At 42.5% G+C, this 12,480-nt stretch carries 9 protein-coding genes; all 9 read right to left on the reverse strand.

The features are described from left to right. Window positions 1–245: 245 nt before the first annotated feature. Window positions 246–1,493, reverse strand: a complete 1,248-nt coding sequence (nusA, locus tag FC093_RS03075) for a transcription termination factor NusA (RefSeq protein WP_137260249.1) — start codon at window positions 1,491–1,493, stop codon at window positions 246–248. Window positions 1,494–1,557: 64 nt separating this feature from the next. Further along, complete coding sequence (locus FC093_RS03080) at window positions 1,558–2,076, reverse strand: LSm family protein (protein ID WP_240743161.1); 519 nt, start codon at window positions 2,074–2,076, stop codon at window positions 1,558–1,560. A 111-nt stretch (window positions 2,077–2,187) separates the two neighbouring features. After that, window positions 2,188–3,249, reverse strand: a complete 1,062-nt coding sequence (locus FC093_RS03085) for a GTP-binding protein (RefSeq protein ID WP_137260250.1) — start codon at window positions 3,247–3,249, stop codon at window positions 2,188–2,190. Between the two features lie 20 nt (window positions 3,250–3,269). Next, window positions 3,270–3,608 (reverse strand): peptidylprolyl isomerase, encoded by a 339-nt coding sequence (locus tag FC093_RS03090; protein ID WP_137260251.1) that lies wholly within the window; start codon window positions 3,606–3,608, stop codon window positions 3,270–3,272. Next, window positions 3,605–6,247: a GH116 family glycosyl hydrolase gene (locus FC093_RS03095; RefSeq protein ID WP_137260252.1), complete on the reverse strand. Its 2,643-nt coding sequence runs from the start codon at window positions 6,245–6,247 to the stop codon at window positions 3,605–3,607. The genes FC093_RS03090 and FC093_RS03095 overlap by 4 nt, the downstream gene beginning before the upstream one ends. A 135-nt stretch (window positions 6,248–6,382) precedes the next feature. After that, on the reverse strand, window positions 6,383–7,726 hold the full coding sequence (gene fucP, locus FC093_RS03100; protein ID WP_137260253.1) for an L-fucose:H+ symporter permease: 1,344 nt from the start codon (window positions 7,724–7,726) through the stop codon (window positions 6,383–6,385). Between the two features lie 158 nt (window positions 7,727–7,884). Continuing rightward, entirely contained in the window at window positions 7,885–9,657 is a 1,773-nt protein-coding gene (locus FC093_RS03105; protein ID WP_137260254.1) for an L-fucose isomerase, read from the reverse strand. 144 nt (window positions 9,658–9,801) lie between these two features. Next, on the reverse strand, window positions 9,802–11,049 hold the full coding sequence (locus FC093_RS03110; protein WP_137260255.1) for a DUF6786 family protein: 1,248 nt from the start codon (window positions 11,047–11,049) through the stop codon (window positions 9,802–9,804). Between the two features lie 153 nt (window positions 11,050–11,202). Then, a complete protein-coding gene (locus FC093_RS03115) occupies window positions 11,203–12,237 on the reverse strand; it encodes a LacI family DNA-binding transcriptional regulator (RefSeq protein ID WP_137260256.1) in 1,035 nt (344 codons plus the stop codon). Window positions 12,238–12,480 lie beyond the last annotated feature (243 nt).

Below are 12,480 nucleotides of genomic sequence, written 5' to 3' on the forward strand. Positions count from 1 at the left end.
ACCTTAATACTAATTTCTTCTTTAATACCATTTAGTATAGCTTTTGTAACCCTTTGACGGTACTAAAAGCTACATATTTTTTAAACTATTTTGTTTTATGGTGATGAATGAATAACTACTGCCTGTTAGTCTGCTCAAATCATCGAAAGACTTCTTCGGTCCACAATTTTAAAACGATGCTTACTTTTTTATATACTTAAAAAAACCTGGTGTTATCTATCAAGTGCTTTGCCACAATTATATTATCAGCCCCTGTCAAACTCATCCTGCAAAACTTTGCGTACGTCGGCAATTGTTTCACGTTCCAGGTCGGTACGACGCTCCAGCTCACTGGCAGATAAATCGAGCACGCTGCGGGCAGTATCGCAACCCACGCGTTTCAGTTCATCAATAATCCAGGGTTCAATTTCATCGCTAAACTCATCCAAATCTATATCGTATTCTTCTTCCTGTCCTTCATTTTCGCGGAACACATCAATATCATATTCGGTAAGTTCCTGTGCCAGTTTGATATTAACGCCCCGACGACCAATTGCTAACGACACCTGATCGGCTTTTAAATATACATCCGCTTGCTTTTTCTCCGTATCCAAATTCATATAGCTGATTTTTGCCGGGGTAAGTGAGCGTTGAATAAGCAACTGAATATTGGTAGTATAATTTATCACATCAATATTTTCGTTCTTCAGTTCGCGTACAATACCGTGGATACGGCTGCCTTTCATACCTACGCAAGCACCTACGGGATCAATGCGGTCGTCAAAGCTTTCCACGGCTACCTTGGCACGCTCGCCGGGCTCACGTACAATTTTGCGGATAGTAATTAAACCGTCAAAAATTTCCGGCACCTCTATCTCCAGCAGCTTTGCCAAAAACTCAGGTGCAGTACGGCTTACAATAATCACAGGTGAATTGTTTTTTAAATCCACGCGGCGTACCACTGCACGCACCATTTCACCTTTTTTAAAGTAATCCTGTGGTATTTGTTCCGATTTTGGAAGAATTAATTCATTGTTTTCTTCGTCCAGCAACAGCACTTCTTTTTTCCACACCTGGTACACTTCAGCAGTAATAATCTCACCCATGCGGTCGCCGTATTTCTTCACCAATACATTCTTCTTCAGATCACTGATACGGCTTGCCAGTGTTTGCTTGGCTGCTAAAATAGCGCGGCGTCCAAAGTCGAGCATATCCACTTCCTGAAACAACTCTTCGCCCACTTCAAAGTCCGGCTCTATTTTCACTGCTTCCGAATATTCCACTTCGGCCAGCGGATCCATTACTTCGCCGTCTTCTACAATCATGCGGCGGCGGAATATTTCCAGGTCACCTTTTTCGGCGTTTACAATAACGTCGAAATTTTCGTCGCTGCCATATTTTTTGCGAAGCAATGTTTTAAACACGTCTTCTACCACTTTCATCATGGTAGGGCGGTCTATATTTTCGGCATCCTTAAACTCCTGGAATGCTTCTATGAGATTGATACTAGCCATACTTTATGTACGATTTACGATGTAAGATGTACGATGTGCGGTTAAATGCGCCAAAGCCGTACGTTTAAAATTGAATTTGAACGGTTGTTGTTTTAATATTATTAAATGGTATTATTACTTTCTGGGTTACAGCCTTTTTGCCTTTGCCGGTCATTTCTTCTATAATAATGTCCTGATCGGTTGCCTGCACCAGCTTGCCTTCTTTTTTAGTGCCATCCGTAAAAATCACTTCTACCAGCCTGCCTATATTTTTACTGTACTGGCGGTGCATTTTAAGCGGCTCCTCCACGCCGGGCGAGGATACTTCGAGCGAAAATTCGCCGGGTGGAAAAAATCCGTTTTCATCAATGAGCTTATATAACTTGCGGTTGAAATACACACATTTTTCGATGGACAAGCCATTGTCTCCATCTAAATAAACTTTAACGTTGTTGGTAGGTTTTATTCTTAAGGATACCAAAAAATATTCCGGCTCATTGCTGAGCATTCCATTGGTTAATGCTTCTATGCGTTGTAGCTGCTCTTCTATTGTCATATCGTTTAAGAAAAAGAGAAGGGAACGTTGAGCGTTCCCTTCTGTCATTTCATTTTTCCGGTAGCAAATGTACGGTAATTATAGCATAGCTTCCAAATGTTTACGCAGCAAATTACGTTAAGGCAGTTTTAAAATGACTACCTGTTTTTATAGATCTTTTCAATCTGCCATGCGATAAGTTGGTCGTGGATAGCCAGGCTGAAAAGCGGAAATGCTGCTGATGGTAATATGGCTGTTTGTTGCTATTTCAATGTCTTTTATTGCTGCTTTTACCAGCCGGTCTAATGCTTCAGGCGTTACCTGCACTCTTGCATTAATGAGCAGTGTGGCGGTGGATTGATTGGTAATAATATACTGATTATCGGGCTGCGTAGTGGCGGTATAGCTTAGTTTAATATTGTCATTTAGTAAAAACTTCAAATGCCCGATGGCAAAGTGTTGCTGTTGTATTTTTTGGTAAATAGTACTGGCTAAAGCAACTGCACTTTGTACAGCATTGTCTGTGCTGTTGTAAATGGTAAGTTCTTCATCCAGCCACGCCAGCTTTGCTTCCCCGGCACCATATATTTCATAATCTATTTGCAAAGCGGAATGTTGTGCAGGTGAAAAAGTATTCAATGTTTGCAGCCATTGCTGAATGCCATCTGCATCTGTTGCGCTTAGATACAGCAATGTTTTGGTGCTGTATTTTTCCTGCATTAATTCCTTTATTTTATCCAGTTCTGTCGTGCTTATCAGATCTATTTTATTCATCACAATAATACCTGCTTCTTCTAATTGTTTATGGTAAATGTAACTAACCGCTTCATCAAAAACATTACTATTACCTGCAAGTAACATTTGCAGCAAGCGTACATCTGCAAAGGTAGAAATGGTCACCTGTACATCTTTGCGGATGTGTTGCAAAGGCTTTGATACCGTAGCTACTATATCGGTACAGGAGCCTACCGACTCTGCAAAAATTACATCGGGATTGTTGGCATCTATCAATGATTGGATGGAGGCATCAAGATCGTTGTAATTGCAGCAAAAACACCCATTTATTACTTGTTTGTTGGGTATGCCGAGGCTTTCAAAAAAGCTGCCATCCACCAGCTTTATTCCCTGGTCGTTGGTGATAACACCTACTTTGATATCCTGCTGTAACAAATTATAGCAGGCATATTGAATAGCTGTTGTTTTACCACTACCTAAGAAGCCGCTAAGGAGATGTATTTTCATGTTTGATTGAATAAAATAAATCAGGTATAACAATCACAATTCACTTCACATTTGTCTGTATTTATCTTTACCGGATAGCCCAGCAATATTTCTTCCGGCAATGCAGCACGAACGTTATCGATAATTACCTCAAAACTGAAATCATCATCAATCAATCCACTTTCTTTTTGCAGGTAAACTATCTTTTTATCGCCCGCTTTCAAACCTTCCAATTGTGCCTGCAACAGTGATTGTATGTCGCCGGAACCATGTAAATAACTTACAGGTGCAGCATTCATCGTATCTTCCAACACTGCGCCTTTGCTATTGCGCATAATGTAGCGCATTGCAACTACGGTATCTTTTGCAATGCACATCATGCTTTTACTGCTTTACCGCCTACTATTGTTTTATCTACATCAATGTTTCCATACACTACTTTCAAGCTTGGCTTACCACCTTTAAAAGTAACAGTGCCAAAGCCGGTAGCGGTTGATAGGAAAGAAGTAAAATCTCCAATTTTTGAATCAATATACAATGTTTTATCCACCGCATCGTAGCGCACGCCGGTAAGCCCTTGCAGCATGCCATAACTGCTCATAGCACGTGCATACCAATGTCCGCATTCATACTCATTAAAAGGATTGCGTATGGTGCCATCATACCGGTCGCGGCAAAGTCGTACAATGTCAAGCCCTTCCTGCACGTGTCCCATCTCCATCAGGTGCGAGGCTACCTGGTATTCAATGCCGGTCCACACTTCATCGCTATATACAAAGGGCAATGATAATTTGCCACCTTTTGGCCAAGTGCATAGTAATAAACCTCCTTCGCTGCCTAATGCATACGCCGGGCGCTGCGGGTTGGCATGTTCTTTTAATGTGGTGCGAAGGTTGTACTTATGTACAGCTAATAAATGACTCGCTACTTTTTGTGGATCAATAAAATCGAACAGCCCGCACATACTGCCAATCCATGCGCCTAAGATGCCATCGCTGAGGCAGCCTTTGCCGTATTGATACTTTGGACCTTCTTTTTGCAGTATGGCAATAGCTTCGGCAGAGTAATCGCCACCAAACGACTTGGCAGTAGCCGGATTTTCTGCATTCAGGTTTTTATATTCTATATCCTGAAAAAAATACTCTCCATCGTACAGTTTTGTTTCTATGTATTGCTTGCCTTTGCTGTACAAATCCTCATATTTGCTGATGTTTTTGTTGAGGTGTTTTCCCATCTGCATCGTAGCATATAAGGCACCGAGATAAAACGAGGTACACATGCCATCGGGGCCCCAAAACTCAATATCATACGTATTGTGATGTGGCTCTTCTACAACGCCTTTGCTGCGCGGATCCCAGATTTTTATGCAGTAATCCATGCTGGTAGTTACCACCGGGTAAATTTTGGCAAGCCATGCACTATCGCCGCTAATGCGCCAGTCGCGATATACTTTCATAATACCGCCCAGTTGTCCATCTGCTGCTGCATGAAAGTCGTGTTTCAATGGACTGATGGGCATATTGGCCCTGAAACCCTGGTGACCTTCCTTATTTTGATTTTCACAAAACTCGGTATTACGCAATGTTCTTTCCAATGCAGGAAAAAGATGTGGTATTGCCTGTGCATAATTCCATACGTGTGTACAGGAGCCATGGCAGCAACCGCCATCATCGCCGCAGCCTTCCCAGCTCCATAGCCTGCCATCGTACTGCCGCAGCACAGTTGGAGACTTAATAATAGTAAGATTTGCGGCCACTGCTTCCATTACTTCGGCAGGTAAGGTGCTGGCATAAAAAGCATCAGAAAAAAGCTTTGTGTTTTTGTATAAATCGTTGTAATTATTGCGCCAGTATTGAGCTACGTCTTCTACATTGGCAAAGCGGCTGCTATACCAGGGTTTGTAATTGGGCGAAGGACTTTGTTTGCCATTTTTTACCCCTAAATCTTCCGGCGCCGCACAACATCCACTTTCCGGGCTGCAATTTTTCTTTTCATCCATCATTACCTCGCCAATATGCAGATTGGTTTCCGGTACATACCATGCCATCATCAGGCGCACCGTTTTAGTAGCACCGGGCAGTAAGGTAAATGGTACAAACAACGATGCGCCGGGTGCGTCTTTTTCTACTGGTTCGGTTGCTCTGATGTTGCCATCACGTACGGTATTCCATGCCATCGTAAGTGGATCCCACCAGCCACCTCGAAACCAGCAATGATCAACAATGGTGTTAGCCTCATCTGTAAAAATAGCGAAACTGCCTGCTGTCTGCGGCTTATCTTTGGCTGCTTCCTGCATTAAAACAAAACCATTGGCTGTTTTGCCTATTTTATTTACAGCACTATCTTCCGTGGCTAAAAAATTTTTGGTGTTAAAAGAAAAAACAGCCTCTATATTTTTGGTAGTGTTATTGGTAAATGAATATTCCAAAGCGCCCACAGGTAAACTGCTGTTGTCTTCATCGGTTGGTATAAAAGGGCTCCAGCCTTTTATAGTTATTTTTAAAGGAATATCTGCGTCCTGCAATTGAATGGTGCCAAATGGGAATTTGGTGGTGAACTCCGCCTTTTGAAAACGTGGCAAACCATAAGTAGTGCCGGCTGCGCCATTGCCGGTACCGCGCTGTCCAAACATTTTCCAATCAGGTACTCCACCTTCCAGTACTTTTACGCCATTTGTTACTTCTTTTAGGGCAATAGCTGCAAATAGGGAAGGCTCATTAAAAATTTCCGGATGATTGCGCACACTCATATGCGAGATAGCACCGGTACCTTCGAGCGCAAACATGCCCGCACCTAAACCACCAATAGGAAAGGCGAGCCGGTTGAGGTTTTCGCCGGTGTAAGGTGTATTGTATTTGCGCTTAGCAGCACCACCAGGCGTTTGTTTGTTTTCTTGTTCAGCTTGCTGCTGTCCCGGGCTTTCAGCAGCTTTGAGCAAACTTGTGGGTGCAAGTGCGGCACCAGCGCTGCCCATAGCAATGGATTTTAAAAACGAGCGTCTTTTATTTATGTTGGTCATGCGCAATTTTATTTTAGTAAGGAATGAAAATCATGTATGCTTCTGCAACTCATTTGGCAGGCAACAGAATATTATCTTTTGTATAATAGATGAAACCATTGGTTTTATTAACCGGATAAGCAGGCTATGTTGATACTAATGGTATTGCAGCACTGTTACTTTACTTTCTCCTGCCATTTCGGCTTTGCTGCTCCTTTTGATAGCATACCAGCCAATAAAAGCAAAACAAAATAAAGGAATAGCAAAAGCTATCGGCATACCATAATGATCGCCGATTAAGCCCATTACCGGCGGACAAAATGCACCACCCGCAACGGCCATCACTAAAAACGATGCTCCTTTTTTAGTAAGCGGTCCCAGGTCTCTTAATCCCAAAGCAAATATGGTTGGGAACATAACAGACATAAAAAAGTAGGTAGAGAAAAGCGCAACTACCGAGAACCATCCCAACCCTAAAATAACAACGCCAACCAGTAATGTATTAGCAATAGCATACACCATAAGTAATCGCTGCGGAGCTATAAACTTCATAAGATAAGAGCCGGATAAACGTCCTATCCAAAACAAACCCATACCGCCGATTGCCAGTATCAACGAAGCGGCCTGCTCGGGATTCTTAGGCATAAAAACACTGCCAAAAATGCCAAGGTGTTGCATGATACCCTGTACCGGCGTTTGCAGCTTGGGAACAGCTTCTGTAACATAGTTGATAAAGAAAGAATTGACTCCTGTTTGTGCAGCAACATATAAAAACTGTGCAATTACTGCCATCACAAAAGCCGGGTGTCTTAACAGGTGGCTCATAGGTGGATCTTCATCTGTTTCTGTTTTGCTTTCCTGCTCAATTTCGGGCAGTTTGGTAAAGAGGAAAACAATGGCAACCACCACTACTACACAACCTACAATCATGTAAGGCGTTACCATAGATTCAAACTTGTCGCCACCGCCTTTATTTTCGGAGCCAAAAATGAGCAGCCCGCCCATCAATGGTCCTAATATCCAGCCCAAACCATTAAACGATTGTGAGATATTGATACGTCTTGCTGCATATTCTTTTGGTCCTAATACAGTAGAATAAGGATTAGCAGATGTTTCTAAACAAGCCAATCCGCAGGCAATGACAAACAGGGCTACGAGGAATGGTGTAAAAGCTTCCAGCTTAGCTACGGGGTAAAATAAAAATGCTCCTATGCTAAACAGGCTAAGCCCAACAATAATCCCTGTTTTATAACCATATCGTTTGATGATAAAACCTGCGGGCACAGCCATCACCAGATAACCGATATACAACGAGAACTGCACAAAGCCCGATTGCGCTTTGGTTACATGCAATATGTCCTGAAAGTGTTTGTCCAGCACATCTAGCAAACCATGCGCAAAGCCCCACAACAAAAAGAGGCTGGAGATAAGTGCAAACGGCATAAGAAAACTGGTACCATTGGGCAGCCGGGTAAGTGATGCAGATTTGTTTTTTTTCATAGCAAGAAATACGTTGTTTATCTATTGATGAATTAAAAGCAAGTTTGATGATTAAATAGTATTCTCCTCCGTTAATGCTGGATGCGTTAGCCTTTTATAGTAGTATCCCATTCTTTATTAATCCTGGCAATCCGGGACATCTTCCTCAATCTCCGTCCTTATTTATACAGAGGTCCATACGTGCTGCAGGCGCGGTAATCAGCACCTTCGGTTTCAGAACCAAAGGCATTCCATGCAGAAGGACGGAATAATTTATCTTCCTCTACATTGTGCATACAAACGGGTATGCGCAGCATGGAAGCCAGCGTAATTAAATCGTGCCCAATGTGTCCGTAACTGATGGCACCATGATTGGCACCCCAATGCGCCATTACACTGTACACATCTGTGAAAGCGCCCTTGCCGGTAATGCGTGGCACAAACCAGGTAGTAGGCCAGGTTTTATCGGTGCGGTCATCTAATGTTTTATGCACTTCGGCGGGCAAGTCTGTTGTTTCACCTTCGGCAATTTGCAGTACCGGGCCAAGGCCTCTTACCAGATTGATTCTACACATGGTAACCGGCATACCACCTTTGGTAACAAATTTTGAAGAATATCCACCACCCCGGAAATAACCATTGTTAGCAGGATACCAGGTAGTTGCATCTAAACAGGCGTTTGCTTCTGCTTCGCTAATCTCCCAGAAAGGCTTCATTACCGGCTTCCCATCCTTGCTTTGCTGTCCGCTGCCGTCCAATGTAGCCGAGCCGGAATTAATAAGATGAATAAACCCATTGACGGCAGCACCTTCGGGCGTGTAACCTGTAACTCGTTTTACAGCATCAGGACTCCAGTACGTGCGAACATCAGCAAATATTTGAGCCGTGTTGGTGAGTAAATAGCCAAATAACATGCTAATGCCATTGAAGGAGTCGTTTTCGGTGGCAACCATATAGGGGGCACGTATGCCGTTCCAGTCGAAAGAAGAGTTAAGGATTGCTTCAGAAAAATCGCCATTAGGTAAAAAGTCTGTCCACTGGCGTTGTCCCTGAAAGCCGGAAGCAATGGCATTATGTCCCAGCGATTCTTCACCAAAGCCTTTGTCTTTCAGATGCGCATTACCTGTCATTAAGTCGCGGATAATGATAGTCATCTTTACTACAAACTCCCAGTGCTTATCTTTTTCTTCGCGCGAAAATTGTTTTTCTTTTGGATTATAATCTTCGCCTTCTTTGCAATGTTGTTTTACCCAGGCTAATGCTTTTTCATATTCTCCTTCATCATAAATTTTCTTTTCCACACGGCGTAATACTTCAGAAGAATCTACATATTCATTGCGCATACCGAGATACTCTCTAAAGAAATCGGGCACTACAATAGAGCCGGCAATACCCATAGATACCGAGCCGATAGCCAGGTAAGATTTGCCACGCATGATAGCCACGGCAAGTCCCGATCTGGCAAAGCTGAGCAGCTTTTCTTTTACATCTCCCGGTATGGTTTCATCGCCTAAGTCCTGCACATCCCTGCCATAAATACCAAAAGAAGGCAAGCCCATTTGGTTGTGTGCAGCCAGTGTTGCAGCCAGATAAACTGCACCCGGGCGCTCTGTACCATTAAAGCCCCATATAGCTTTAGGCAACAGTGGATTCATGTCCATTGTTTCACTGCCATAGCACCAGCAGGGGGTAACAGACAAGGATACACCTACATTATTGGCTTCAAACTTTTGTGCGCATTGGGCAGCTTCGTACACGCCGCCAATGCAGGTATCGGCTATTACACATTGCACTGGTGAACCATCCGGATAGTGCAATTCTTTTTGGTATAAAGCCGCAACGTTTTGTGCCATTTTCATAGTCGTTTCTTCCAGTGATTCGCGCACACCACCAAGGCGTCCGTCTATTATTGGGCGAATGCCTATTTTAGGATAAATAGTTGTTGAATTCATAATGCGAGTTGTAAGTTGTGAATTGTCAATTGTGAATAATGAATAATGAGTTGACAATTGAAAGATGACAGATAGCAGATTTGAAAAACAGAGAATAATAATCCAGGTATCTGCCAACTAATAGTTGTCAACCGTTATCTCTATTTACTGAAATGCTCCTTTTATTTCGCTGATGGAAGTGCCCAGCAGCTTTTGTGCAACGGCATCTAATGCCCGCTCATTGCCGGTAAAGTGATATACTGAATGCTTGTGTGTAAGCGACTCATTTGGCTTTAAGAAAGCAGCCGGGGACACACTTTCTATTTCATAAAAAGGTCCCATTTGTGAGCCATCTGCCAGCGGTCCGTCGTTATATGCATTTACCGCATCGCCGGAGAATGTTGGTTTTGTCGTATTCCATTCCTGGTTTAAATATTTGGCAGAAGAATCCGGCTGAAACATTACTACCGTAAGCACTTTTGTAGATGCGTCATAACTACCTAATGCCGGCTTTGCATAGGTTGGTTTAATGCCCAGTTTGCCCCGGCTTTTGCCATCGGCTTTTAAGAACAATTTATTATCATCATGCTTTAATCTATCGGCTGGTATTTCTCCGAAATAATCGGTGGTAGCTACGTTTTTAAAGTTTTGTCCGGCTGCGTTTTTATACGGCACTACAATCACAGTTGCCGGCGTTGTTTTAAGCATATCCAGCATCCATATACAAGGCATGCCGGTAGCTTCTGTCCAGGCTTCATTGCCTTTATTTGTTATCTTATTGGTTGTAGCATAACCTACTGCTTTTACACTGGTATCCAATGTTAATCCGGTGTTTTGTGCTATCTGATTATTGTTCAAAATCTGGATGGTGCGGTCAACATGCAACTGCAGGTCAGTACCTTTATAATTGGTCAACTGCATATCTTTTTGCAGCGTAATAGCATCGCCGGTTTTGTTAGTTACATTCCAGCTTTCGGTGTCAAAAGGAGCAGGCGTCTTCCAGTTATCAAATTCCATTTTGGCACCCGGCTTGAAATAGAGCGAAAACCTGCCGCCTTCCGGTCCCAGCCAAAAGCGGTTTTCACCGCCATACGCATTCATGTGTGCATCGGTAGGTGCGGAGAAGGCTTTATAATTTACCCATCCAAAGCTCAGCCCTTCATTGCCGTTGGCAGTAGAGGTGAATACTTTTGCCTGGTACTTGGGCGATACAATAATTTCAGCATTATCATCTGCTTTTAATACCACCATGCTGTCATCGTGCTGTTGTAAAAAGTGGAGGTCATAACCAAATGTGCCTTGTGGATAAGCAGCACTGTCTTTATTGCTATCGGTTGATTGCTGTGCATTGTTGTTGCACGAAGAGGTGATCATCATAATGGCTGGAATGGCGTAAATAATTTGTTTTATCATGTTCTTTCAGAATTATTCAATACAGGTTGGCTATCGTTAATGTGTTTGTTTAAGATATCGGTTATGTCCTTAACATTATGGTTCATTAATTTTATCTACAGGTTCTGCACGCCGGATGACGCAGCATTACTTTTAACTAATTTTCTTTTACACTTACTTCTTCTTTTTAGTTTTGCTGCCACAACTTTCCCGCACTATCAGTTTTGCTTCTACAATCACGTTTGCCGCTTTTGCAGTTTTATTATGCAATCTGCTTACCACCAGCTTTACTGCTTCTTTACCAATATCTGCAACCGACTGACTGACATACGTTACCGGTGAGTAAAAAAAATCAAACGCATCACTTTCGTCAAAAGATATAATAGCAAGCTCTTCGGGAACTTTTATACCACATTCATTAATTTTCTTAAGCCCGGCAACGGCCAGCGAGTTGGTAGCAAAAAAGAAAGCATCTACCTGTAAGGGCTGTAATAAAGCACTCATCTTTTTGGCTACATCCTGCTCAATGTTTTGATAAGATGCTTCGAGCAGCCAGCTATTTTTAAAACGTAAGGCATTTTCTTTCAGTGCCGCCTTATAGCCTTCTTTTCTTTCCTGCATGTGCGGCAGTTGACTGTCGTAAGCAAGCATGGCTATTTTGCTACGCTTGTTTTTTATGAGGTGTTGCACTGCTTTATTAGCAGCCTGAAAATTGTTGATGTGTACACAATCGGCCTCCATACCCGGGAAGTAGCGGTCTATGAGTATAACCGGCACGTTCCTTTTTTTTAACTCCTTTATCTGCTTTTCTGTACCAGCAGAAGGTGCAATGATAAAAGCATCTACCAGCCTGTTTAACATTACATCAATAAGGTCTTGCTGCTTATCTGCACTTTCATCACTGCTGCCAAAGATGACTATATAACCATGCTTTTTTGCTTCATCTTCTATAATCCTTGCAATGCTGGAAAAAAAAGGATTGGATATGTCGGCAACAATCAACCCAATGGTGTTGGTTTTACCTATTTTAAGACTTTTGGCAATTACGTTGGGTTGGTAGTTCAGCTCGGCAGCAGCCTTGCGTATTTTACTACTCATTTCAGGGCTAACCCTTGCTTCCTTTTCCTTGCCGTTTAATACATAAGACACCAGCGCGGCTGATACACCTACATGCCGGGCAACGTCTTTAAGAGCTATTTTTTTTTCCACTTCTCAAATATAATCTGCTTAATCGTTTGAAGATAAATATTATCTAATCTATTTTAAACCTTTTGAGTGCATAAACATATATCGGAACACATGCAGCAAAGAAACTTTCTGATTTTTTGCCTGGATTTCCTCTTTGAGGAACCGGATAAAGACTGGTTGCATAGGCAAGAGTTATAATTTTAAGTGCAGTATGCTTAAACGTTTAAGCCTAACCGCCTGAAAAAACCCTTTTATCAGGGTAAT

This window comes from Ilyomonas limi (assembly GCF_005233845.1).
Lineage (GTDB): Bacteria > Bacteroidota > Bacteroidia > Chitinophagales > Chitinophagaceae > Ilyomonas > Ilyomonas limi.

What these genes read in the sequence shown, in the direction of transcription:
- fucP (WP_137260253.1), bottom strand. Translation starts at nt 7,726, where the DNA reads ATGAAAAAAAACAAATCTGCATCACTTACCCGGCTGCCCAATGGTACC.
- FC093_RS03095 (WP_137260252.1), bottom strand. Translation starts at nt 6,247, where the DNA reads ATGACCAACATAAATAAAAGACGCTCGTTTTTAAAATCCATTGCTATG.
- FC093_RS03110 (WP_137260255.1), bottom strand. Translation starts at nt 11,049, where the DNA reads ATGATAAAACAAATTATTTACGCCATTCCAGCCATTATGATGATCACC.
- FC093_RS03105 (WP_137260254.1), bottom strand. Translation starts at nt 9,657, where the DNA reads ATGAATTCAACAACTATTTATCCTAAAATAGGCATTCGCCCAATAATA.
- FC093_RS03090 (WP_137260251.1), bottom strand. Translation starts at nt 3,608, where the DNA reads ATGATGTGCATTGCAAAAGATACCGTAGTTGCAATGCGCTACATTATG.
- FC093_RS03080 (WP_240743161.1), bottom strand. Translation starts at nt 2,076, where the DNA reads ATGACAGAAGGGAACGCTCAACGTTCCCTTCTCTTTTTCTTAAACGAT.
- FC093_RS03085 (WP_137260250.1), bottom strand. Translation starts at nt 3,249, where the DNA reads ATGAAAATACATCTCCTTAGCGGCTTCTTAGGTAGTGGTAAAACAACA.
- nusA (WP_137260249.1), bottom strand. Translation starts at nt 1,493, where the DNA reads ATGGCTAGTATCAATCTCATAGAAGCATTCCAGGAGTTTAAGGATGCC.